This window comes from Pedobacter cryotolerans, from assembly GCF_005116475.1.
In the GTDB taxonomy this organism is placed as follows: Bacteria; Bacteroidota; Bacteroidia; order Sphingobacteriales; family Sphingobacteriaceae; genus Pedobacter; species Pedobacter cryotolerans.
Genome location: NZ_SWBO01000009.1, coordinates 1 through 24,975 on the forward strand (window position 1 = coordinate 1; position 24,975 = coordinate 24,975).

Genomic DNA, 24,975 nt, shown 5'->3' on the forward strand with positions numbered 1-24,975 from the left:
GATTGTTACCAACGATAGCGGAACATGGGTTTTCAATCCAACGACCAATACATGGACAAACATTAACGGTCCAAAAGGAGACAAAGGTGACCCAGGTGTAGTAGGAGTAGAAGGACAACCAGGATCAACTGGAACCCCAGGTATCCCAGGATCAAGTGCGACAGGTGCTCCTGGARCAGGTGTAACGATTGTTACCAACGATAGCGGAACATGGGTTTTCAATCCAACGACCAATACATGGACAAACATTAACGGTCCAAAAGGAGACAAAGGAGATGCTGGTGTAGTAGGAGTAGAAGGACAACCAGGATCAACTGGAACCCCAGGTATCCCAGGATCAAGTGCAACAGGTGCTCCTGGAGCAGGCGTAACAATTGTTACCAACGATAGCGGAACATGGGTTTTCAATCCAACGACCAATACATGGACAAACATTAACGGTCCAAAAGGAGACAAAGGTGACCCAGGTGTAGTAGGAGTAGAAGGACAACCAGGATCAACTGGAACCCCAGGTATCCCAGGATCAAGTGCGACAGGTGCTCCTGGAACAGGTGTAACGATTGTTACCAACGATAGCGGAACATGGGTTTTCAATCCAACGACCAATACATGGACAAACATTAATGGTCCAGCGGGTCCACAAGGGCCAGCAGGAGCTGATGGAGCAGACAATATTTTAGCAGATAATGGTTTAACAAAAGTTGCAAATACAATCAATTTAGGTGGAACGCTAATTGAACCAAAAACAACCATTATAACTAATACTACTCCAGGTAGCAATACTTTAGCTATCACCGGTTTAACATTAGGTGTATTAACAGATAGTTTGATTGTATCTAGTCCAGGTGGTATTTTAAAAACATTGCCTTCATCAACATTAAATTCAAATGATTGGCATATTACAGGAAATACAGGTACCGATTCAAATATTAACTTTTTAGGAACAACAGATCTTGCAAGTTTGAGATTTAGAACAAATAATATCGAAAGAATGGCTATAGACGTTATAGGTAACGTTAGTATCGGTGCTACACCGTCCATTGGAGCTAAGTTTCAAGTAGCTACAGAGGATAGTAAAGATGTAGTATTTAGTAGATACTTAAATAGCCCTGCTGATGATGATATTGATCTAGATTTTATAAGAGGCTACGGTACAATTGCAGCTCCAACAGTTGTAACTGCAAATGGTACGAGGCTTGGAGGAATAAGAGGAAGAACATTCATCAACGCTAACCCTGTTACTATGTTAGTTTCACCTTTATTGGCCTTTGCGCCAAGTGCTGAAGTAGCCTTTGAAACTGATGGCGTTCCTAGTACAACATCTGCACCGGGTAAAATTTTATTCAGAACAACTCCTGTTGGAGATATAGGGACAATAACAAGAATGTTAATCGATAATGCTGGTAATGTTGGTATTGGAGTTACAGCACCAAACAACAAATTACATGTTTCTGCAACAGCAAATCCGGTACGTTTTGAAGGTTTACTAGCCAGTGCTAATGTTGCCGATAAGCAAGTGGTAGTTGATGGAGATGGTGTATTAAAAACCGTTGCAGGCTCTACTAGTGCGGCTATACGTACGGTAACCGTAACGGTTGGCTCAAAAACTGCTGCAATAACTGATGAAACCATTTTAGTAGATGCTAGTGCTGGTTTAGTTCAAATTACACTTCCAGATGCAACAACTGTTAAAGGTAAAAGGTACAACGTTAAAAAAGTTGACAGTTCTGCAAATGAGGCTCAAGTAATCTCTGCTGGTGGTACAATTGATGGTAATGCTGCAAGGTACTGGTGTAACAGGTACATTGCCTTGGCAAGGTTGGGTATTCCAATCTGATGGTACAAATTGGTATATCATTAGTAGAATTTAAAAAAAAATACAACTGCCTACCCAACAGGGTGGGCAGTTAAAAATAAAAAAAGAGGGATGCGAAACTTTTTAGGGATGATTGGATTACGCATAAATAAGATTTTCTAATGATCTTGCCCTCTTTTTTATCAATTAAAATTAAGTTGCTGTAATCGATTTAATCAAATGAAAAAATTAATCCTATTTACGCTAGCCTTGTTTTTTTCGGTTGATCAATGTAATGCGCAATTGGCCGTTATCAATAGTAAAAAGGTAATGTTAAGCGTACCAGCTTTTGCAAAAACAGATACGCTGATTGCTAAAGAAACTGCTGTTTATGCTGCAGAATACAATAAAAAACAACTCTTCCTAAATCAATTGATTAAAGTTGCTGATAGTTTGTATAAATTAAATGCTAAATCTGAATTAGCCAATAAGGCCATCGCAGATGCACAAGCTTCTGAGAAAGATTTAAAAAGCTACGCAGATGTTTCTAATAAAAAATTATTAGAATATAAACAATTACTACAACAGCCATATATCGATAAAGTTATGGATGCCATTAAAGCCGTAGCCTCAAGATTAAAATACATGCAGGTTATAGATAATGCTTCGGTAGGAATGTTATATGTTAATCCTCTATCCGACATCACCAATCAAGTAATAAACGAATTAAAATCCAAATAAATGGATCATAATTTTAAGTCGATATTAAAATATTAGGTTACAATAATGTTAAAAGGTTTACAAATAGTTTGAGGAAGTATAAGGATCTATTCTTTATAAAAAATAAAAGTTACTCCATAAATAAGTGCTAGTAGAACTTCTCGACTTAAGTAAATATTAAACATAGCAAAAGGTTTCACTTGTGTTAACTCGTTTTGAGATAACAAGCAGTATATCAAAATAAAAATGAAAAAATTGATTAAAATATTTCCTCTCGTAATAGTTGCAATAGGAATGGTTAATGTTGTAAAAGCTCAACAGGGTTTTGGTACAAGCACTCCAGCTCCATCGGCTGTTGTAGATATGGTTGCAGGTAACAAAGGGGCCTTATTACCTCGCATAGCTTTATCAAGTACTATAGTTGCTTCGCCAGTAACTTCCCCGGCAGACGCACTAACTGTTTTTAATACAGCAACGGCTGGATTAGCGCCCAATAATGTTACACCTGGGTATTATTACTGGAGCGTAGCAGGTAGTAGATGGGTTAGATTGCTTGACATAGCTACATCAGACATCAACCTTTATAAGGATAATGGTAGCATTACTGCTTTGGCTAATAGAACGGTCACTGTTCCTCATTCAACAAATTTAAATTTTTCTGGTTTAGGAGGCGGAAGTGTCTATACTTATATAGAAAGTGGTACTATAGGTTTATATGCTTATGATGCCAATGGCGTTATTGAGATAAGTACAGAAGGAAGTAATAGTGACATCACTTTATCAACAGCTGTGGCTGGTTCAGATGTATTACTACAACCTCAAACGAATGATAAATTTGTAGGTATTGGTACAGTATCGCCAACACAAAAACTAGATATTGGTATTGGAAGTGTAAGAGTTAGAGATATTACTGCAACACACACTTTAGCAGCTACAGATAAAGTTGTTATTGCTGACAATGCAGGAATTTTAAAATCTGTTGATAAATCAGTTTTGGCCGTAGAGCCATGGTTTGTTCAAGGCGGTGAGCTTCAATCAAACTTAAATGCAGATCCAATTTATCATACAGGAAGTGTAGCGATAGGTATTGCAAGTAGCGCAAGTATTCCTGCCGCAGAAGTTACAGCCCATAATCCAAAATTATATATCGAAGGCAATGTAAGCACTACAGGTTCTTATTATACGGCAAGTAGTGTTTATGCAGATTATGTATTTGAGAAATATTTCGCTGGTAAATCTGAGATCAATCCGAACTATGAGTTTAAGTCTTTAAACTACGTAAGAGATTTCATTAAGACTAAACATCATTTACCAGGAGTAACTTCAATTGCTGATTTGAGAAAGGCAAACAATGGCTATACTTTCGATATGACAAAATTAACGGTTCAAAGTTTAGAGAAAATTGAAGAATTGTATTTGCATACCATTGAGCAAAAAGATAAGATAGACGCACAACAGAAAGAAATTTCAGACATGAAAATTCGTTTATCGCACATAGAAAAATTATTAACTCGTAAAGTTAATTAACTCTTTAATTTTTCAAAATTCTGTTCTTTTTATTAAGAACACAAGAAACTAGCCATGAAATTTAATATGTATAAAACTTTGAAGATAAGCTTCCTTTTTGTCTTCATGCTATTGTTCAGCAATAATCTTAGCGCCCAAGGGGGTGTTGATGTTATTATCTGGATGGACAATAGCGGATCTATCTCTGCATCAGAATATACTGCAATGGAAGCCACTACCAGACAAATTATTAGTGCTACTATTAATTGTGACCCATCTAAAAATAGGGTAGCAGTAGTGCATTATGGGCAAGCTTTCCTTTCTGATGGATCAAGACCCAATAGATTATTCATTGAATCCGATTTTACCAATAATGCAGTTACGGCTAATAATTTTCAAAGAAGAGGAACTAGTACAAGTCCTACTCCAGTAAACGATGTAGGTTATCACGACGAAGCTCATTCAGCATTAGGTTTAATTGGTAATGCCATTGATGGAGTTGCCAGTACCAGAATCATAAGTACACAGAAGACTCTTACAAGAACACCAGGAAACAGACTTGTTGTATTTTTCTTTACAGATGCTGAAAGAGATTTCTTCCCTTATTCTTCTTTAATAAATCCAATTTTGGGTGATGATTTTCAGAACTACAATAATTTTAAGGCAAACAGAAATGCCCATTTTGTTGTATTAAAAGGAGGACCAAATGAGCAAAACACAATAACAGCAAATAGTGCTGCTGCAGCAATTGCTTCTTTAGGCGGTAATTTTACTGATGTGGCAAACATGGATGCCAATCCAAATGATCCACAAGGAAGTAAAACCACACCACGAGCATATTACTACACCTCAAATTTTTCTATTTCTGCTGCAGATTTAACGGCTTTAGTCAGCGAAATTTGTTCTGCAAACTCTTGTGTTGCTGGAAATAATGCTCCTGCTTTGCCAAGTACCAATATCACTTTAAACCCATCAACAATTGGCGATTTAATCGCATCACTAACACCAAGTAATCAGCCTCCAGGTACAACTGTTACAATCCATTCTGCTACACCCGCCAACAGCGCAAATAAATATACAAATGCTACCGCTATTACACCCGGAGCTACCTATTATGTTTCTTTTTATGATGGGGTAGAATTTTGTTATAGCCCAACAACTGCTATTTTAATAGATTCTAATTGTGGCGTAATTGATTCTGATGGAGATGGTGTTTTTGATGGATGCGATTTGGATGATGATAATGATGGTATTTTAGATGCCGTAGAATGTATGGGTACCAACAGAATATCAAATGGTGTTTTTCCAACAACTGGTGGTAACACCAATGCTTTAACTGGGTGGACAGTAGGAGGAACATATGCATCATCAGGTACTTGGGCATCTCCAACTGGTAGAATAAATTTAAATACAAATGGATTAGAATTTAGAAGAGACGCCGCTACAGTTTCAACTGTAACACAAAACTTAACAGGAGTAATGGGTAGTTCTTCTATAAATATTAATGAATTCTATTGGATAAGAACCTTACAAGACGCAGCCAATGGAGGTTTTACATTTACTGTTTCTTTTGCAGGTACAGTTTATGCAACAATAAATTCTACCACAATGAATGATACAACATCACCTATTCTTTCTGCAAATAATGGGGCTAGTGTTAATACCAATTCATTTCCTTTTGTCACATCAGCTGGAACTATGTCTGGCAAAACAAATATTGTTATCACTCTGCCTACAAGTATTCCCTCAACAGGAGCATTGGTAATTACTTATACTGCTAATTCTGACCCAACTGAAGTTAGGGGTGTTGGTATGAGATCAATTTCTTTACTTTCTTGTGGAGATTTAGATGTCGATGGAATCCCAAATAATTTAGACTTAGACAGTGATGGCGATGGCTGTACAGATGCAGTAGAAGGCGCAGGTAATTTTACCTCTGCCAATTTGGTCAATTCTTCAATGCCAGGTGGCAACGCTGGCGGAAGTTTTAATGGTTCTACCACTACACCTGTTACTCAAAACTTGGGCAATACGGTAAGTAATGCGCCAGCAACTTTAGGTGTACCTACAATAGCCACTACAGGGCAAGCTGTTGGGGAATCGCAGAACAAACTCCTATCTGCACAATGTGTAACCTGTACAACCGGAGGGAATATTCCAGTAAGTGGGTCATTTACGGTAAACGGGGTTACTGTAACTTCCACAACTTCTGGAAGTATTGGAACCTATGCAAATGCTTATACAACTGATTGCGGAACACCAACAACACCTGCAGGTGCTTTAGGAGTTGGAGGAATAGGAGCTTGGACTGTAAAACTAGATTTTAACAAGCCTGTAAACAATATTGTTGTATTTCTTACAGCAACGGGTAGTGGTAACGGTTCATCTAATACTGAAAATTTCATTTTTAATACCAATGGTGGCGCTGTCAGTATTGCGGCACAATCATCTTGTTATTCTACTATTACAGGGAACCAAATTATTTCTGGTGCTTTTGCACCTGGTACTGGTGGTGGTGGTGGTGTTTTTGTTATAACTTCGCCAAGTCCCTTTACACAGCTTGTTATAAATGGAGCAGGTGGATCACAAGGTTCAATAATGGCATTATGTGCAGCTTCTATTACGCCAGATTGTACCATAACTACATCTAATCCAGATTCTGATGGCGATGGTGTTGCAGATAACTGTGATTTTGATGATGATAACGATGGTATTTTAGATACCGCAGAAGGTACAGGAGATACAGATTTAGATGGTATCCCTAATCGTTTAGATTTAGATAGTGATGGTGATGGTTGTAGCGATGCTGTAGAAGGAGCAGGTAGTTTTACAGCTACAGATTTAGTTACTTCTTCTATGTCTGGAGGTAATACTGGCGGAACGTATAATGGTTTTTCTACTACACCAGTTACCCAAAACCTTGGTAATACAATTAGTTATTCACCTGCAACTTTAGGAGTACCTATCATTGCAACTACAGGACAAGCGATTGGAGATTCGCAAGACAAAACAAAATCTCTGCAATGTGTTACCTGCACAGGTGGTGTGAATTTAGTAAGAAGCGGAACATTTACTTCTAATGGTGTTAATATTACTACATCTTACACAGGCGTGGTTAGCGCAGGTAATTCTACAAGTCCTTTCATTGGTTGTGGAGTTACTGTCCCTACTGGAGCAATAGCTGTTGGTGGTGGTGGAGGTTTGGGAAGCACTAATCCATGGTCACTAAAATTTGTTTTTGATAAACCAGTAAACAATTTAATTTATTATGTTGGAGCAACTGGTTATGGGCAAAATGAAAATTTTATCTTCAATGGTAACGGTGGTGCAGTTTCTATTAGTTTACAATCAGCATGTGATGCTACTGTAATTGGTGGTAACCAAATTGTTTCAGGACTTAACACCGTTCTTGGTAGCCAAGGAGGGGGTGCCGTTTTTGTGGTGTCTTCCGCGTCTGATTTTACTGAATTAACTATCAATGGCAATGGTGGAAACGGAGGAGCGCTAATAAATGTATGTGCTAACTCTATTACACCAATCTGTCAGTCAGGAACTGTGGCACCAGCTTTAGCAAGTACCAATATTACTTCTAACCCTGCTACAGTGGGGGATTTAATTGCTTTATTATCTGCAAGTAATCAACCAGCGGGTACTGTAATTACCATTCATTCTACAACTCCAGCTACTACTGCTAATAAATTTGCAAATAGTTCCGCAATTGTTGTGGGCACCACCTATTATGCTGCTTTCTATGATAGTTCAGGACTTTGTTATAGTCCTACAACGGCGGTTAATGTAATTTCATGTACTAAACCACCAACTTTAGGTATTCCAGATAGTTATACCAAAACTGGCGTATCAAGCCTGGTAGGTTTTGCCAATGGCTGGCCAGGCAATGTGCCAAATGGTTTTATCGCTATCGAATCTAAAAACAAAGGTTTTGTTATAACTAGAGTAAAAAATGTTACAGATATTCCAACAGCAGATTTAGTAGAAGGAATGTTAGTTTACGATATTTCAGCTGCTTGTATTAAGTTATACAATGGCGCAACGTGGAACTGTTTAGCTAAAAATTGTAATTAATTATTTAAAATTAATGAAATGAAAAAATATTTAATCGTCATCATTATGGCTGCATTTTTTACAGTAAATGCTATTGCACAAACAGCCATTGAAAAACAAACGGTAAGTAGCACTTCTTCTGTGTTAGATTTTGCTGCTGGCACTACAAAGGGAATCATCCTGCCCGCTGTAGAAACTTTGCCTACAACACCTGCAAACGGTACATTTTTATTAGACAAGAATGATAAAAAAATTAAAATGTATCAAAATGGGGCTTGGGTAGAGCTATCAAATACTGGAGATATCACAACTATTGTATCTTATAGTGGTACGGTTGATAATGGCAAGCAAACCATAATTGGTTCTCGTACCACAAAAGTGGTAGATGTATCTGGAAATTATGTTGATGGGCCAGTTGACGGTGTTTTAGTATTAGAATCACCTAACAAAGCACTGGTTTTACCAAAAGTAGCCAATCCACACCTAACTGTTAAAAGCCCATATCCAGGAATGATGTGTTACGATACCGTAAGTAAGTCATTAGCGGTTTATGATGGTAAACTATGGAATTATTGGAAATAGTAATGGATTTGATTTAAATAAATTAACAATCGGCTACATTGAAGTTATTTCGAAGTTGTTTGCAGTAGTATTGCCATCAAATAAATGATCACCTTAATAAAGTTGCGTTAACATAAGCTTGTTCCAAAGCTAGCGGCATTTTACGAAAATAACACAATTTAAAGTAGACAAAAGTTTGTATAAAGCAGACTTTTGGCTAATAATCTGAGTACGCTAATTAAACATTGGTTTTAAAGGTTTAAACTAGGATTTGGGTTAGCTTGTTCGTTGCCCTGAATTTATTTTAGGGTCTTTCATGCGGAATAGATGCTGAAATAAATCCTATACCTAGAGGATCAGCATCACGACCCTACGAAAAATAGACTTATTACAATGATAATTTCGTTGAGTAATTATCGAATTCAGGCTAATAATAAACTAAAGAAATGAGATTGGTATTACGATAATACAATGATGTTTCTTGGGGAAATTTTTTCCCGATTTTTAGATTTATAAATTCTTTCTCCCCATAAATTGGGTGATGTATTTTGTTATATGAGCTGTAAAAGCGGTTTTATCAACTGGCACTTTAATTGAAAACAACAAAGCAATTATCTCCAAAGAAATAAAATTAATAACCAAAAGGTTAAAATATAATTATGAAAAGAGTTTTACTATTGATATCATTCATTACCCTCTTCCAATTAACAAAAGCTCAACAGGGTTTTGGTACCAATAATCCTGCTCCATCATCAGTAATAGATATGGTATCTACCAATAAAGGCTTTTTGGTGCCACGTGTATCATTAACTAGTTTAATTGTTTCAGCTCCAATAAACTCACCTGCAGATGCGCTTACTGTTTTCAACACTGCTACCACAGGTGTTGCTCCCAATAATGTAACACCAGGTTATTATTATTGGAGTTCTGCAGAAACAAAATGGATTAGATTACTTACTTCATTTTCTGCCGATGTTCGTAGAATTGGAACTAGTCATATTTCAGAAGATGCTGGTGTTGGTTCAAATGGTTCTACCATGCTGGGAACGCATAATATTGCAATTGGAGCAGGAGCAATGAATAGTGTATCAGTTGGCCCAAGTCCTTTTGGCTTATTAGGAAATGTGGCTATAGGAGGTGGAAACCAATTAGCTAAAGTTACAGGCCCAGGCAACATTGCTATAGGTTATGGTAATAATCCTAACGGAACTGGTGGAGGTAATATTGGTATTGGTGGACTTAATTTAAGTGCAGTAACCACAGGTGAGGGTAATTATGCTATCGGAATTGAATCACAGCAGGCGGTAACTACTGGAAGTCAGAACATATCATTAGGTGCTGCTGTATTGAAAGTAGCTACAGGTAATAAAAATATTGGGATGGGAAATGATGTTTTAACTGTGTTGGCTTCAGGAAATGATAATGTTGGCTTTGGTGTGGCTGCTGGTGGTGCTCTAACAACTGGTAATTATAATACTTTTTTTGGTACCGAGGCAGGTAATAGACTTACGGGCCCAATTAGTGATCATTATACTTCTGGAGATTTTGGCTTATTTTTAGGCTCGCAAACCAAGGCTAAAAATGCATTAGATAATCAATTAAACATTGGTAACTGGATATATGGTGAAAATGGTGCACTTGCTTTAGGTAACTTTACAGGTGGCACAGCTTTACCAACTATAACAGCTTCAAATCGCTTAGATGTGGTAACAGGTAATGTTGGTGTGCGTGATATTAATGCTGCATATACCTTATCAGGAACAGATAAAGTTGTTATTGCCGATAATACTGGCGTTTTAAGAGCTGTAGCTACTTCTGCCTTAGTATCAGCATCATCAGACATCAACCTTTATAAAGATAATGGTACGGTTACCGCTGGTGCCAATAGAACGGTAAATATTCCTCATTCAACAAATTTAAATTTTTCTGGTTTAGGAGGTGGAAGTGTATATACGTATATAGAAAGTGGCACTATAGGTTTACATGCTTATGAAGCCAATGGCGTCATTGAGATAAGTACAGAAGGAAGTAATAGTGACATCACTTTATCAACAGCTGTGGCTGGTTCAGATGTATTACTACAACCTCAAACCACTGATAAATTTGTAGGTATTGGTACAGTATCGCCAACACAAAAACTAGATGTTGGTATTGGAAATGTAAGAGTTAGAGATATTACTGCAACACACACTTTAGCAGCTACAGATAAAGTTGTTATTGCTGACAATGCAGGGGTTTTAAGATCTGTTGATAAATCAGTTTTAGCCGTAGAGCCATGGTTTGTTCAAGGCGGTGCGCTTCAATCAAACTTAAATGCAGATCCAATTTATCATACAGGAAGTGTAGCGATAGGTATTGCAAGTAGCGCAAGTATTCCATCAGCAGAAGTTACAGCCCATAATCCAAAATTATATATCGAAGGCAATGTAAGCACCACAGGTTCTTATTATACGGCAAGTAGTGTTTATGCAGATTATGTATTTGAGAAATATTTCGCTGGTAAATCTGAGATCAATCCGAACTATGAGTTTAAGTCTTTAAACTACGTAAGAGATTTCATTAAGACTAAACATCATTTACCAGGAGTAACTTCAATTGCTGATTTGAGAAAGGCAAACAATGGCTATACTTTCGATATGACAAAATTAACGGTTCAAAGTTTAGAGAAAATTGAAGAATTGTATTTGCATACCATTGAGCAAAAAGATAAGATAGATGCACAACAGAACGAGATTGAAAAGCTTAAAAAAGATGCTGAAGATACTAAGGCTAGATTACAGCGGTTAGAAAAACTATTCAATAAAGCTAATTAATTTCTTGTTTTATATATTAAGGTGAAGCGCATTCATTATGTGATTATCGAAGCATAGATAACTAAACAGTTTGTTCAAAAAAAAATGTTAAAAAAAATAATATCCTTTTGTTTCGCAATGTTATGCTCAATTTGGGTATTTGCACAAGTGCCAACTTTAATTGGCTCTGCTAAGTTCTTTGCTGTTGGTTCTGGCTTAACTGGGGCGCCAACCTTTAATTACAACATCCCAGCAGGAAATAATAGAGTCATGGTAGTAAGTGTAGTGATAGAAAGATTCCACGACCCACTAAATAGTAATTTCCCAGCAGGCGCAGATGGTATAGATAATAATACATCTGTACAAGTGTCAATTGGTGGAACTGTAATTAATGGCTTAGCTGGTTTTACATCTAAAATATCTGCTTTTCCGAATACAAGACTTACAACATCAAGATATTATAGATATTTTAGTGAACAAGATGGACTGCCAACAGGAAATACTTCCATTACATTGCCAAATTTAAACCTTCCTGAGTCTGCATCAGACGAAATGTCTGTAATTGTTTCAGTTTACCAGAATGTAAAGAGTATTGTTCAAATACAAAATTCTTCAACTTTTGATCCAGGGCCAACGGGTACAACATTAGTAACAGCAACTGGTGTAGTACCCGCTAACCCAGTTGGGCGCAGCGCAACCGAAATTATTTATCAAGCTGTTGGAAACAGTTCAGAAAGTGAAATAATTAGCTTATCCTCTGGTTGGGCAAGCACTGCTAACATGAGCAATGTGGTTACAAACTCTTCTACGGTTAACAATGTCTCATTAAATCCTAATGAACCAGATGGTCTTTCGCACATAATAGGATATCGTACATATCCAGTAGGTACAAATCCAACAGTTACTTTTACGAGAGCAGGCACAGGACAAATACATATTGCTTCTGCATTTATTATGGCTTTAATGCCTCTTGCAAAGCCCGCAGTTACAGGTACAGTTTATATAGATAATAATGGTTTAACAGGAGGTGTAAATGGAGCAGGTACTTGGAATACCTCAGGAACACTTTGGGTAAATGCTATTAGCGACGGCATAGTAATAGCTAGAGCACCTGTAAACAATTTAGGGGTTTTTAACTTTCCAGAAGGCGGTAATTTGATTGAAGGAACCTACATCACTTTTCAGTTGAGTAAAAACGAAGGCATTGTAGGTTCTAATGCACCAGAAAAAGAACTTCCTTTAGGTTGGGGTACAGTTGGCGAAAGTACAACCTCTGGAACAAGCGATGGTACACCAAATGGAGAATTTCAATTTATGATTGGTAATGCCAATTCAGCAAATAATACAACCAATAGGTTTGGGGTTACGGCTTGTGCAGCAGGTACTGCCGCACCAATTATTAATGCTGCTACTAATTATTCTGTAGCCAATAGTGCTTATGGCATTCCATGTGGTTCAACTAAAGCGCTTTTAAGTACGCTTAGTGCTTCAAACAAACCTGCTGCGGCAACGGTAACTTTAACATGGCATACTGCTACACCAGCAACTAACGACAATCTAGTTACAAACATTGACGATTTAGGTGGAACAGAAAAGGTATACGCAGCTTTCTACAGTTCGGTTAATGATTGTTATTCGGCAACAAAAGAAATTACCGTTTTAGCGCCGCTTTGTGCTGGCGATAATGATTTTACAGCTACGCCAATAATTTCTAATGTAGGGGGTACACTTCCTACTATATTTGCCAATGATAGTTATAAAGGCATTACCATAACAAGTATATCAGCCATTACAGTTGATCGTTTGTATGAACTTTGGACACCTGCAAATGCAACAATTAACGACAATGGAACTTTAACTATACCAGCCGGATTAGCGCCAGGTACATATACGTATTATTATAAATTGAGAGATACAGATCCTGATGTTGGCGCATTAATTAATGACAGCCGAGTAGCAGAAGTTAAATTTAGAGTGGTAATAGATTCTGATGAAGATGGTATTGCTGATGAAACAGATTTAGACGATGATAATGATGGAATTCTAGATAGCGATGAATGCGGATCAAATGAAAGAATATCAAATGGCGTTTTTCCAACAACGGGAGGTAATATCAATACGCTTACTGGTTGGACAGTTGGTGGAACTTATGCCGCATCAGGTGCTTGGGCATCTCCAACTGGTAGAATAAATTTAAATACAAATGGATTAGAATTTAGAAGAGACGCCGCTACAGTTTCAACTGTAACACAAAATTTAACAGGAGTTGTTGGTGGTTCTTCTATAAATATAAACGATTTCTATTGGATAAGAACCTTGCAGGATGCAGCTAGTGGAGGTTTTACATTTACCGTTTCTTATGCAGGTACAGTGTATGCCACAATAAATTCTACCACAATGAATGATACAACATCACCTATTCTTTCTGCAAATAATGGGGCTGGTGTTAATACCAATTCATTTCCTTTTGTTACCTCTGCTGGAACTATGTCTGGCAAAACTAATATTGTTATCACTTTGCCTACTAGTATTCCCTCAACAGGAGCATTGGTAATTACTTATACTGCTAATGCTGACCCAACCGAAGTTAGAGGGGTTGGTATGAGATCAATATCTTTATTTTCTTGTGGAGATTTAGATGAAGATGGAATACCTAATAGTTTAGATTTAGACAGTGATAATGATGGTTGTGTAGATGCATTAGAAGGAAATGAAAATGTCACAAATGCACATTTGGTAACTGCTTCTGGAACGGTTGCTGTAGGCTTCGGTTCCACAGCTGCTAATCAAAACTTAGGAAATACGGTAGATGCCAACGGAGTGCCAATAATTGTAAACACTGGTGGTGCAGCAGATATTGGTAGCGATGTAGGGCAAGGCGTAGGAAGTGCCTACGATAACCTAACTAACCCATGTTGCACAAATACAGCTGCTCCAGGTACGCCAGATGGTTACACTAAAACAGGTGTTTCTAGTTTGGTGGGTTTTGCTAATGGCTGGCCAACTAATGTACCAAACGGGTTTATTGCTATCGAATCGAAAAATAAAGGTTTTGTAATAACTAGAGTGGCAAATACAAGCGCCATTACATCACCACTAGAAGGTATGTTGATTTACGATATATCAGCTAATTGTGTAAAGCTATATAACGGTACAGTTTGGAAATGTTTAGAGAAATTTTGTGGGTTTTAAATAGATTTTATGAAAAGGGTTTTATTAATAATGATATTGAGTATATCAGGAAGTTTAGTGTCAAAAGCACAAACAGCAATAGAAAAGCAAACCTCATCAAGTGCAAGTTCGGTTTTGGAGTTTGCTAATGGTACCACCAAAGGAATTATCCTTCCATCGGTAGAAACATTACCTACAACACCGGCAAATGGAACTTTTTTATTAGATAAAACAGATAAAAAAATTAAAATTTACCAGAATGGGTATTGGCTTGAACTTTCTGGAGTTGGTAATACTACAACCATTGTACCTTATAGTGGTACAGTAGATAATGGCAAAAAGACAATTATTGGAGACAAAACTACTACAGCCGATGGCATACTTGTTTTAGAAGCTACAAATAAAGCATTGGTTTTGCCACACGTAGCTAATCCACATTTAAATGTTAAAACTCCATACCCAGGTATGTTGTGTTATGACACTGTTTCAAAATCGCTTGCTGTGTTTGATGGTAGCGTTTGGAACTATTGGAAATAGAGTTAATTTCTTAAGTAATAAATCAAATTTACAAATATTTAATAAAGAAGTTCATTCTTTGAATTTCATTAAGGCATAAAAATGAAAAAAATACTACTATTATTATTGCTAAGTGTATCTAGCTTATTAGGTTTTGCGCAGGCACCAACTTATATCAATACCACTTTCAATATCAATGCAGGCGTACCAGTAACTTGGTATGGCGATGTAACATTTGGTCCAAATGCAATAGTTTATATAGAAGATGGTGCTATGGGGATATTCTATGGGAAAAATATGATTGTAGATCCAGGTGCAACATTTATAGCATTACCAGGAAATAATCAAATAGGTACTGGTACCATTATTTTTAAAGAGAATAATCCGAATCATCCAGGATACCCTTTACAACAAACTTTAAATGGAGGGTTTACAAGTGGAAATAATCCATCTTTACTAAATATAGAGTTAGATAACGCCAATGGACTTTCTTTATCAGGTAATGCCCGAGTTACCAACCAAGTTAAGTTTACCAAAGGTCATATCTATTTAAATAACTTCAATCTTGTTCTTGGTGCATCGGCGTCATTATCAAATTACGATGTAAGTAAACATGTAGTAACCAATGGTACAGGAGTTTTAACAAAAGAAGGTATTGCCAATAATGGAAGTTTCATTTATCCAGTAAGTATTGCAGGTTCAGATTATACTCCCGCAACTGTAACTAACAATGCTGCATTAAGAAATATCAGTGCACAAGTAAAAGATTATGCAACAAGTGCAGCAATAGAAACAACCTTTGTTACTAAAGGTATGGAACGTACTTGGCAAATTACAAGTAATGTTGCAGGTGCAGCAACGGTAACATTACAGCATAACTCAGCAACAAACACTAACGGTAGCGGTACAAATGAAAGCGCTTTCAATAACGAGTTAGCTTTTGTTAGTCAACAAATAACATCAGGTGTATGGTCGCAGTCTTGCTCGGGTACAAATGGTGGCAATCCGATTAGCATTAATACTGGCAACAATTTTAATTTGCCAACTACAGTAGATGCAACAGCATTTTTTAGTAAGAAAACAGTTAATTGTACTGATTTAATGGTGACAAAAACAGTCAATAATACAACACCAACAATAGGTAACAATTTAATATTTACCATAGTTGCAAAAAATAATGGTGTTGTAGATGCAAGTGGTGTTACGGTAACAGATTTGCTGCCTAGCGGATATACTTATGTAAGCGCTACAGCTAGCTCAGGTACTTATAATCTAGTAACTGGAATGTGGGCGATTGGAAATTTGGCTAACGGAATTAGTGCAACATTAACGATTACTGTTACCGTAAATGCTACTGGTTTATATGCAAATACAGCAACAATTGAAGGTACAGAAACTGATCCTGATTTAAGCAACAATAGCTCAACTGTTACGCCAACTCCGGGTGCCATTCAAGCAAATTTGGGCGTGTTAAAAACAGTAGATATAGCAGCACCAACAATTGGTAATAATGTTGTATTTACAGTTGCGGTTAATAATGCTGGACCAAATAATGCAACAAATGTTAAAGTAACAGATATGCTGCCAGCTGGATATACATTTATCAGCTCTACGGTTACTGCGGGCTCTTTTAATCAACTTTTAGGCACTTGGACGATTGGTGATTTTGCAAATGGAGCAACTGCTACTATGACGATTACTGCAAGAGTTAATGCTGTTGGGCCTTATGCCAATACAGCAGTTATTGCTGGTGCAGAGTTAGACCCAGTGCCAGCTAACAATACATCAACGGTAACGCCAATTCCAAATGCAGCAAAGGTTGATTTAAGCATCATTAAAACTACTCCAATTGCTTCAACATCAATAGGAGAGGAGTTTACGTATGAATTAAATGTGAAAAACATCGGAGTAAATTTAGCAACAGAAGTATTAACTACGGATATTCTGCCAGCTGGATTAACTTATGTATCTGCGAGTACGAATAATGGAACTTTTACTTTTAACTCAGGTACGAGAACTCTTAGCTGGAATATTGGTCAATTAGCCGTAGGCGCAAATGTGGTATTAACCATCAAAGTAAAAACTGATGATGCTGGATTAATTACTAATACTGCAACGGTGGGCAGTAAAGAAGAGGATATTAATTTAGCAAACAACTCCTCAACAGTTGATAAAGAAATATTTGGTTTACGTATGCCAAACGTGATCACACCAGATGGAGATGGTAAAAACGACGTGCTAAAAATACCAGGCTTAAAAGCTTATCCAGAAAATACTTTATCGGTATTTAACAGATGGGGTAATGAGGTGTGGTATAGCAATGGAGCTTATCAAGAAAATTGGAGTGGAGAAGGATTAAATGAAGGTACCTACTATTATAAACTTAGCTTAAAAGACAAAACAGGGAAATGGATAACCTTTATTAAATGGGTTACTTTGTTAAAAGACTAAAAATAAATAGCAAAAAAGAAAAGCAATCTGTAATGGGTTGCTTTTCTTTTTTAGGGGTATACGATATAATTTACTTGTGTAATTCAGTGCTTATATATTTAGTAATATGGTTGTGGTGGGGATTTTTTTTCCCAAATTATTCAAAAATAAATTATATCTCCCCAAATAATTATCTACAAAAGTTCAAAAAACCACCTAAACAAGGTCTCAAAGCAATCTTTAGTATGTGGCACTTTAATTGAAAATGGGTATGCATCATACTCATTTTTACATTAAAACTCCTGGTAAAGCAGGCTTAACATACAATGAAAAAAATATACATTTTATTTACACTAATCATTTTATGCCATATTGTTAAAGGGCAACAAGATGCTCAGTATAGTCAGTATATGTTTAACGGTATTTATATCAATCCAGCTTATGCAGGATATAAAGAACAGTTGAATATACATAGTTTTTATCGTAACCAATGGACAGGTATTGATGGAGCGCCAGTAAGCATGTCGCTTGCGGTTGATGCAATTGCAAACGAAGGAAATGTTGGTTTTGCATTACAAATAGCATCTGATAAATTGGGAGCTCAAAGTAGCATATCGGCCTATGGAAATTATGCATACCGCTTAAGAGTTGGCAATTCAGAGGCCTCTCGTTTAGCATTAGGTGTAGGTTTTGGGGTGGTGCAAAACGGAATAAATGGAGATATGCTAAACCCAATTGATTTTGGAGACAATAGAATTCCCATTGGGATGCAAAAGAATATTTTACCAGATGCTAGAGCAGGTGTATTTTATTCGAATGACAGGTGGTATGCTGGTTTTTCCGCTGATAATTTGATTGCGCAATATACCGTTAAACAAGATTTTTCTGCGGCTTATTATCCCACTCAAAAAGCACATTATTACTTAACTGGAGGGGTTTTATTGCCTTTGAACGAAAATATACAAATTAAGCCTTCATTTTTGCTTAAAGACGATAGAGGTGGCCCTACAAGTTTAGATGTAAACGCCTTTGTTTTATTAGCAGATAAGATTTGGTTGGGTGGTAGTTATCGTACAGCAGTGAAACTGTATGACAAATCGTATTTGCAGAAAGATTTGCAAATGAAAAATTCAGTTGTGGCAATGACAGAAATTTTCGCAACTCCACAATTGCGATTAGGTTATGCATTTGACTATAGTTTGAGCAAGCTTTCTGGTTATAGTGGTGGTTCTCATGAAATTTCTGTTGGTTTTTATATCAGACCAAAGAATTTGAGAATGTTAACTCCTAGGTATTTCTAACACAATTTTAATTAAATATAATATTACACAAATCATCTCTAAACCTTAGTAAGGAAAAATTTAAATAAATGAGAAGAATATTCAATATAAGCATTATTGTAATTAGCATATTAATGCTCAACATATCTACTAGTAAGGCGCAATATGTACTTAAAGAGGCTGATATTCAGTTTGATCTTTATAATTATGAAAAAGCAGTAATACTATACACGGAAGCTTATCAAAAGAAAAAAACACTAAAGGCTACAGAAAGATTAGCAGAAAGCTACAGACTGATGCAAGATTACAAACAAGCAGAAAGTTGGTACGCACTTTTAATAAGCACAGAGGGTGCTAAGCCTGAAGCACACAGGTGGCATGCAGAAATGCTAAAAAATAATTCAAAATATAGCGAAGCCAAAGTGCAATATGCAAAATACGCAACACAAGCAAAAAATTTAACTCCAGCTCAATTTAATCAAGTAGATGTTTGGCAAAAATCTTGTGATTCGGCTGTAAAATGGATGAGAAACCCAAATACAATTGCCATCAAAAATGAAAAATCTCTAAATAGTGCTCAATCTGATTGGGCAGCTGTAAATTATAATGGTAATGTTGTATTTACTTCAGATAGATCAAATATTGGAGAACTTAATGTAAGAACAGATAAACCATTTTTAAAATTTGATACGGGTAAAAAACCAGATAAAAAAATATACGGTTGGACAGGTAACGAATACTTAAAAATTTATCAAAAAGATAAATCAATTGATAGTATCTCTCTATTTCCAATAAATGCTCATACTGATTATCACGTTGGCGCTACGAGTTTTAGTAAAAATGGAAATGAAGTATTTTTTACATTAACAAAAATACCTAGTAAAGTAGAAAAGTTAAAAAATGCGCCTAGCACCATTAATATAGAAATTTACAGTAGTAAAATGGAAAACGGAAAATGGAGTGAGCCTATTCCATTTCGTTACAATAAGGCGCAAGAATGGTCTGTTGGAGATCCTTATTTAAGCATAGATGGAACAACTTTGTTTTTTGTTTCTAATAAGCCAGGTGGATTAGGTGGTACAGATATTTATTATTGTAAACGTTCATCTGGAGGAAATTGGGGTGAAGCTATAGCCTTGTCGGCAGCTAATACTGCGGGTAATGAAAGAAGTCCTATGAAGGATGATGAGAATTTTTATTTTTCAACGGATGGTAGTATCAGTATGGGCGGCTTAGATATATTTAAAGCTAAAATTACAGATAGAGGGGTTTTAACGAATATCGAAAATATGGGCTATCCATTAAATTCTGCCCAAGATGATTTTGCTTTTAATATTTTAGATAAAACAAAAGGTTATTTTGCCTCTAATAGAGAGGGTGGGATAGGTAGTGACGATATTTATACTTTTATAGAGCAACTGAAACTTAAATTTAGATTGGAGGGACAGGTATTTAATAAAGAGACAAATTTTCCTTTAGCAAATGCAGTAGTAACTTTAAAACATGTTAACGGTACGCCAATCAAAACTACTACTGATGAGAATGGCAGATATAAATTTAATTTAGAAGAGAACACGGATTATAATGTTTTAGCAGAAAAAACAGAATTTAGAACAGCCAATGAAGATATAACAACCAAAGGTTTAAATGAATCAAAAGTGATTAAGCAGGATCTTTATTTGGCACAAATAGTTATTGGAAAGGAAATTAGAATTGAGAACATTTATTACGATTTCGATAAATCTAACATCAGGCCAGATGCCTCTAAGGAATTAGATAAAATAGTTACTGTGATGAAAGAAAATCCAACAATTTGGATTGTACTTGGATCACATACTGATAGTAGAGGTAAAGATCAATATAACCAATGGTTATCTCAAAGTAGAGCTAACTCTGCCGTACAATATATAATTGATAGGGGTGTAGATAAAAGCCGTATAACTGCAAAAGGCTATGGAGAAAATAAACATGTAAACGAATGTGAAAATGGAGTGAAATGCTCAGAAGAAGCTCATCAATTAAATAGAAGAACCGAATTTACAATTGTTAAACAATAAATTAAAGGCGCTCTTAACTACAGATGAATATTCTTATTGCTGATGATGTTAAAATTTACAGGCTTGCAATTAAATCCTATATCCATAAATTATGGCCAGATGCTGTAGTTTATGAAGAAAGTAATTTAGATTCAGTAATAAAAGATGTTTTTGATGTAGAATATGATTTGCTGATATTAGCTGATAGTATGCCAGGTAATGAGCAAATTGAAGATTTTGTTACACAAGCAATAAAATACACCAAGGTAATTATATTTTGTGATTGTACTGAAGATAGCGCCAAAGCCAAGAGATTAATAGAATTGGGTGCGGATGGTTTTTTATCGAAAACGGCGACAGAGCAGGAGGTAATTAGCACTTTGCTATTTGTTTTTAGTGAAAATTAATCAGGCTTAGATAAATAAAACGCAGCTGTAAAAGATTTATGATGTTTGCATTAAACATTTTACCTTTGTGTATGGAAATAAAAGAGCAGAAAAATAATCCATTACATGGTTTAACTCTTGAGTTTATTGTAAAACAACTTTTTTTTCATTACGGATGGGAAGAGCTGGGCAACCTAGTTAAAATCGCTTGTTTTAAAAATGATCCAACAATGAAATCGAGCTTAAAGTTTTTACGAAAAACAGATTGGGCTCGTAAAAAGGTAGAAAAATTATATTTAAACACATTTCACTAAAACATTGACGCCTTAATAAAGTTAGTTAAATAGATCTTATTTAACCAGCTAATTATGAAACAGGTATTCTCAATATTTTTTCTAGTAATTTTTATTCATTTAACTGCAAAAGCGCAAACTGAAATTAAGGGACAAGTCATAGATCAGGTTTCTAAAAAAGGTCTTGAAAAGGTTGAAGTGCTAAACACCACCAATCAATTATCAACGCTTACTGATATCAATGGTAATTTCAAGATCAATGCTAAAGTTGGTGATGTGATGGTTTATCGACTATTGGGTTTTGATACAGATACGGCTTTATTAATAAATTTAAAAGAAGTAAAAAGACTTCTTCGTACACAATCAAATACCTTAAATACAGTTAGTATTTCTGGGCAGGTTGACCCTAAAACTCAGTATGCCGATGTGTATAATAAAGCCAATCCGGTATTACTAACTCCAGGTAGGGGTCTGCGTTTTTATCCGTCTAGTTTTTTTGGTAAAGAAGGTAAGCACGCCAGAAGGCTAAAAAAATTGATCGAAACTGATCAAGTAGAGAAAGAAATTGATAAGAGATTTAATGTCGTTACTGTTACAGCATTGTTGCCTATTAAACAACCAGAACTTTATGCGTTTTTGGTGCTTTATCGTCCTGATATTAAATTTGCTATAAATGCTGATTCTGATGATTTTAGATTTTATCTATTAGAAGCTTATGAAAAATTTAAAGCGTTGCCTGCAGATCAAAAAACATTGCCTAAACTTCAGAATTAGTACGTTGTACTATTAAGGTAGTTTTTTGAATTTCTAATAAATGTTATAAATTAAATGTTTTCTTCAACTAAATTTTCTTGCGCAAAACGTGTTAAATCGCTGTATTTAAGATATTTTTAAATATTGATAAGGTTTTTGTGTGCAAACCTAAAATACATTTCATAAATTAGTCATTCAAATATGAATGTATGAAAAGAGGTTTGATGTTAGTTGTGATGCTTTTTGTGGTTAATAATGCTTTAGCTAAAATGGTAAATGCTTTGCCTAAAGATAAACCAAGTGTGCTGGTGTTTTCATTAACTAAGGGTTTTCACCATTCATCAATAGCCGATGGAATAGTGGCGTTATTTAAATTGGGACAAGAAAATAACTTCAAGGTAGATACCACCACAAATGTTTTATCATTTAATACGCAAAATCTTAAACAATACAAAGTCATTATTTTTTTAAATCCTACCGGAACTAGTGTGTTTAATGATGATCAAAAAGCTGCATTTAAATTTTTTATAAATGAAGGTGGTGGTTTTGTTGGCATACATGCAGCAACAGATTTTAGTTACGAATGGGATTGGTATGGTAAATTAATTGGAGGGTATTTCGAAAGTCACCCTAAAATACAAGAAGCAAAATTAAATATTGTAATGCCTAAACATACGCTGGTAAAAGGTTTGCCTAGCCCATGGTTACATAATGACGAGTGGTATAATTTTAAAAATTTAAACACTGATGTTAAGGTACTCATCCAGGCTGATGAAACTTCATATAAAGGTGGTAAAATGAAAAATAATCATCCTGTTAGTTGGTATCACATTTACGATGGTGGAAAAGTTTTTTACACGGCATTGGGGCATACCAATGAGTGTTATTCAGATCCTGTTTTTCTTAAACATTTATTAGCTGGTATAAAGTGGGCAATAAAATAAATTGATTTTTGGGCGTTTCCCAATACCGATGAAGAATCGGTAAAGGGCCGGGCTTTACAGGGCTTCGCTTCGCTACGGTACCGATAAAAAATCGGTACAAACCCTTTCAATCCCTAACGCAAACCAAACCGTTTAGTTTTTGTTGTTTAACTTAGCAAGGTTAAAAAAATATTTTGATCATGATAAGAATAAATGAGCAAACTGAAAATGAAGTTTTGCAAGATTTAAAAGTTGGAGATTTAGTAACCGATGGTTTTAGCAAAACAGGTTTAATAGAAAGTGTGGAAACCACTGATGATGGGTTATATAAAATCTATGAAATTTATTTAACTACCGGTAGGGTAATTACTACTAAAAGATAAGATTTTATCGATTTCTTGTCATCAACTTATTGTAATAAATCATAGCTAAGCCAATACTTATGAATGCTAATACAATAAAAAAGGTATTGATTAACACTTGTTGATAACCAAATTTAGTAACATCTAAAAACGGGTAAGGATACCAATTCACAAAATAACCTCTAATTAACGAATAGGCTAAATAAACTAATGGGAAATAAGTCCACGAGATCATATCTTTCCATACAAGTGAAACTTTGTTAACAAATACTACCCAATAGCTAAAGTAGGCTAATGGTACAACAACATGTAGTAAGTTATCGGCAACCAATTGCCAACCTTTTGGTTCCCACATACCTCTAAGTACTAAATTGTAAACTAAACCAACTATTAAAATGTATAATGCAATTGCAGATTTGGTTTTTGGTAATGAAAATATTTTGCCAAAACTTGTAGGTGATGCTAATAATTCTGAGGTTAAACTAATAGCAACCAATAAATTACTTAAAATAGTAAAGTAACTAAAGTAGTTAGCAAGGCTATCTTTTAAAATGATGAGTTGTAGAATTAGCGCAAACCATGCAATCAACACCATTGCTATTTCAACATATTTTTTCATTGTTTCTTTAGTTAATTAAAGATACAGATAGCTAGCGGATTTTAATAAGTGAAAATAAAAATTTTGATTGTTACCAATTTGGTAATAAATTTGTATATTTAAACATGCGCATTATTGCCAAGAAAACACTTATTGATTTTTATAAAAAACATAACACTGCTAAGGCGAGCTTAGAGGCGTGGTATTTGGAGGTGGTTGATCAAGATTGGGCCATGCCGGCAGATGTAGTTAAGCTTTATACATCTGCAGATGTGATAACTGGGAAATGTTTTGTGTTTAATATAAAAGGCAATGATTATCGATTAATAGCCGATATAGAGTTTAAGTTAAAAATTGTTTTTATAGTTTGGATTGGTACACATGCCAATTATGATAAAATTAAAGTAGAGGAGGTAAAATATGTTAAGGGTAATTAAGACAGAAGAAGAATATGAGTTAGCTTTAGGAAAAGCTTATTTGTTATTGCAGGAAGAGATAGAATTAGATACCAAAAAAGCCGATGAGTTAGATTTACTCACTTTACTTATTGAGCATTATGAAGAGGCTCATTATCCAATTATGCCGCCAACTCCAATTGAAGCAATAAAATTTAGATTAGAGCAATTGGGTAAATCCCCAAGTGAATTATCAAAAATTTTAGGAGCTAGAAGTCGCCAATCTGAAATCTTAAGCGGTAAACGTAAGCTAAGTTTGAGCATGATTAGAAAACTACATGAGGTTTTGAATATTCCTGCTGAGAGTTTGATTGGGGCTTATTAAAGTTTTGTAAA

General features: G+C 35.5%; 18 protein-coding genes and 1 pseudogene. 18 read left to right on the forward strand and 1 reads right to left on the reverse strand.

The window, feature by feature from the left end:
- The 16 genes and pseudogenes from FA045_RS18900 to FA045_RS14335 form a co-directional block, all read left to right on the forward strand.
- Nucleotides 1-1,837, forward strand: a pseudogene (locus tag FA045_RS18900) (collagen-like protein); the annotation flags it as partial.
- A gap of 198 nt (nt 1,838-2,035) precedes the next feature.
- Entirely contained in the window at nt 2,036-2,536 is a 501-nt protein-coding gene (locus FA045_RS14265) for an OmpH family outer membrane protein (protein ID WP_136877761.1), read from the forward strand.
- Between the two features lie 225 nt (nt 2,537-2,761).
- Nucleotides 2,762-4,042 carry a hypothetical protein gene (locus FA045_RS14270; RefSeq protein ID WP_136877762.1) on the forward strand — a complete coding sequence of 427 codons (1,281 nt, stop codon included), beginning with the start codon at nt 2,762-2,764 and terminating at the stop codon, nt 4,040-4,042.
- A 162-nt stretch (nt 4,043-4,204) separates the two neighbouring features.
- Nucleotides 4,205-8,104: a beta strand repeat-containing protein gene (locus tag FA045_RS14275; RefSeq protein ID WP_136877763.1), complete on the forward strand. Its 3,900-nt coding sequence runs from the start codon at nt 4,205-4,207 to the stop codon at nt 8,102-8,104.
- Between the two features lie 18 nt (nt 8,105-8,122).
- Entirely contained in the window at nt 8,123-8,665 is a 543-nt protein-coding gene (locus FA045_RS14280; RefSeq protein ID WP_205943162.1) for a hypothetical protein, read from the forward strand.
- A 638-nt stretch (nt 8,666-9,303) separates the two neighbouring features.
- Nucleotides 9,304-11,457, forward strand: a complete 2,154-nt coding sequence (locus tag FA045_RS14285; RefSeq protein ID WP_136877764.1) for an autotransporter outer membrane beta-barrel domain-containing protein — start codon at nt 9,304-9,306, stop codon at nt 11,455-11,457.
- An 84-nt stretch (nt 11,458-11,541) separates the two neighbouring features.
- Complete coding sequence (locus tag FA045_RS14290; protein WP_136877765.1) at nt 11,542-14,628, forward strand: hypothetical protein; 3,087 nt, start codon at nt 11,542-11,544, stop codon at nt 14,626-14,628.
- A 9-nt stretch (nt 14,629-14,637) separates the two neighbouring features.
- Nucleotides 14,638-15,144 carry a hypothetical protein gene (locus tag FA045_RS14295; protein WP_136877766.1) on the forward strand — a complete coding sequence of 169 codons (507 nt, stop codon included), beginning with the start codon at nt 14,638-14,640 and terminating at the stop codon, nt 15,142-15,144.
- 81 nt (nt 15,145-15,225) lie between these two features.
- Nucleotides 15,226-17,574, forward strand: a complete 2,349-nt coding sequence (locus FA045_RS14300) for a T9SS type B sorting domain-containing protein (RefSeq protein ID WP_136877767.1) — start codon at nt 15,226-15,228, stop codon at nt 17,572-17,574.
- Nucleotides 17,575-17,879: 305 nt separating this feature from the next.
- The gene (locus FA045_RS14305; RefSeq protein WP_136877768.1) at nt 17,880-18,854 is read left to right on the forward strand and encodes a PorP/SprF family type IX secretion system membrane protein; all 975 of its coding nucleotides are present in this window, start codon (nt 17,880-17,882) and stop codon (nt 18,852-18,854) included.
- Nucleotides 18,855-18,922: 68 nt separating this feature from the next.
- A complete protein-coding gene (locus tag FA045_RS14310; RefSeq protein ID WP_136877769.1) occupies nt 18,923-20,890 on the forward strand; it encodes an OmpA family protein in 1,968 nt (655 codons plus the stop codon).
- A gap of 23 nt (nt 20,891-20,913) precedes the next feature.
- Nucleotides 20,914-21,276 (forward strand): response regulator, encoded by a 363-nt coding sequence (locus FA045_RS14315; RefSeq protein WP_136877770.1) that lies wholly within the window; start codon nt 20,914-20,916, stop codon nt 21,274-21,276.
- A 71-nt stretch (nt 21,277-21,347) separates the two neighbouring features.
- Complete coding sequence (locus FA045_RS14320; RefSeq protein ID WP_136877888.1) at nt 21,348-21,569, forward strand: VF530 family protein; 222 nt, start codon at nt 21,348-21,350, stop codon at nt 21,567-21,569.
- A 54-nt stretch (nt 21,570-21,623) separates the two neighbouring features.
- Complete coding sequence (locus tag FA045_RS14325; RefSeq protein WP_136877771.1) at nt 21,624-22,322, forward strand: carboxypeptidase-like regulatory domain-containing protein; 699 nt, start codon at nt 21,624-21,626, stop codon at nt 22,320-22,322.
- Nucleotides 22,323-22,510: 188 nt separating this feature from the next.
- The gene (locus FA045_RS14330) at nt 22,511-23,245 is read left to right on the forward strand and encodes a ThuA domain-containing protein (RefSeq protein WP_136877772.1); all 735 of its coding nucleotides are present in this window, start codon (nt 22,511-22,513) and stop codon (nt 23,243-23,245) included.
- A gap of 179 nt (nt 23,246-23,424) precedes the next feature.
- The gene (locus tag FA045_RS14335; protein WP_136877773.1) at nt 23,425-23,607 is read left to right on the forward strand and encodes a hypothetical protein; all 183 of its coding nucleotides are present in this window, start codon (nt 23,425-23,427) and stop codon (nt 23,605-23,607) included.
- Nucleotides 23,608-23,611: 4 nt separating this feature from the next.
- Here FA045_RS14335 and FA045_RS14340 read toward each other — a convergent pair whose 3' ends face one another.
- Entirely contained in the window at nt 23,612-24,205 is a 594-nt protein-coding gene (locus tag FA045_RS14340) for a Pr6Pr family membrane protein (RefSeq protein WP_136877774.1), read from the reverse strand.
- Nucleotides 24,206-24,309: 104 nt separating this feature from the next.
- Here FA045_RS14340 and FA045_RS14345 point away from each other — a divergent pair, with 104 nt between their 5' ends.
- Together FA045_RS14345 and FA045_RS14350 are read left to right on the forward strand one after the other, a co-directional pair.
- Nucleotides 24,310-24,621, forward strand: coding sequence for a type II toxin-antitoxin system HigB family toxin (locus tag FA045_RS14345; protein WP_136877775.1), 312 nt, complete (start codon nt 24,310-24,312; stop codon nt 24,619-24,621).
- Nucleotides 24,605-24,964, forward strand: coding sequence for a helix-turn-helix domain-containing protein (locus tag FA045_RS14350; protein WP_136877776.1), 360 nt, complete (start codon nt 24,605-24,607; stop codon nt 24,962-24,964). The genes FA045_RS14345 and FA045_RS14350 overlap by 17 nt, the downstream gene beginning before the upstream one ends.
- Nucleotides 24,965-24,975: the final 11 nt, after the last annotated feature.

What these genes read in the sequence shown, in the direction of transcription:
- FA045_RS14265 (WP_136877761.1), top strand. Translation starts at nt 2,036, where the DNA reads ATGAAAAAATTAATCCTATTTACGCTAGCCTTGTTTTTTTCGGTTGAT.
- FA045_RS14270 (WP_136877762.1), top strand. Translation starts at nt 2,762, where the DNA reads ATGAAAAAATTGATTAAAATATTTCCTCTCGTAATAGTTGCAATAGGA.
- FA045_RS14275 (WP_136877763.1), top strand. Translation starts at nt 4,205, where the DNA reads ATGGACAATAGCGGATCTATCTCTGCATCAGAATATACTGCAATGGAA.
- FA045_RS14280 (WP_205943162.1), top strand. Translation starts at nt 8,123, where the DNA reads ATGAAAAAATATTTAATCGTCATCATTATGGCTGCATTTTTTACAGTA.
- FA045_RS14285 (WP_136877764.1), top strand. Translation starts at nt 9,304, where the DNA reads ATGAAAAGAGTTTTACTATTGATATCATTCATTACCCTCTTCCAATTA.
- FA045_RS14290 (WP_136877765.1), top strand. Translation starts at nt 11,542, where the DNA reads ATGTTAAAAAAAATAATATCCTTTTGTTTCGCAATGTTATGCTCAATT.
- FA045_RS14295 (WP_136877766.1), top strand. Translation starts at nt 14,638, where the DNA reads ATGAAAAGGGTTTTATTAATAATGATATTGAGTATATCAGGAAGTTTA.
- FA045_RS14300 (WP_136877767.1), top strand. Translation starts at nt 15,226, where the DNA reads ATGAAAAAAATACTACTATTATTATTGCTAAGTGTATCTAGCTTATTA.
- FA045_RS14305 (WP_136877768.1), top strand. Translation starts at nt 17,880, where the DNA reads ATGAAAAAAATATACATTTTATTTACACTAATCATTTTATGCCATATT.
- FA045_RS14310 (WP_136877769.1), top strand. Translation starts at nt 18,923, where the DNA reads ATGAGAAGAATATTCAATATAAGCATTATTGTAATTAGCATATTAATG.
- FA045_RS14315 (WP_136877770.1), top strand. Translation starts at nt 20,914, where the DNA reads ATGAATATTCTTATTGCTGATGATGTTAAAATTTACAGGCTTGCAATT.
- FA045_RS14320 (WP_136877888.1), top strand. Translation starts at nt 21,348, where the DNA reads ATGGAAATAAAAGAGCAGAAAAATAATCCATTACATGGTTTAACTCTT.
- FA045_RS14325 (WP_136877771.1), top strand. Translation starts at nt 21,624, where the DNA reads ATGAAACAGGTATTCTCAATATTTTTTCTAGTAATTTTTATTCATTTA.
- FA045_RS14330 (WP_136877772.1), top strand. Translation starts at nt 22,511, where the DNA reads ATGAAAAGAGGTTTGATGTTAGTTGTGATGCTTTTTGTGGTTAATAAT.
- FA045_RS14335 (WP_136877773.1), top strand. Translation starts at nt 23,425, where the DNA reads ATGATAAGAATAAATGAGCAAACTGAAAATGAAGTTTTGCAAGATTTA.
- FA045_RS14340 (WP_136877774.1), bottom strand. Translation starts at nt 24,205, where the DNA reads ATGAAAAAATATGTTGAAATAGCAATGGTGTTGATTGCATGGTTTGCG.
- FA045_RS14345 (WP_136877775.1), top strand. Translation starts at nt 24,310, where the DNA reads ATGCGCATTATTGCCAAGAAAACACTTATTGATTTTTATAAAAAACAT.
- FA045_RS14350 (WP_136877776.1), top strand. Translation starts at nt 24,605, where the DNA reads ATGTTAAGGGTAATTAAGACAGAAGAAGAATATGAGTTAGCTTTAGGA.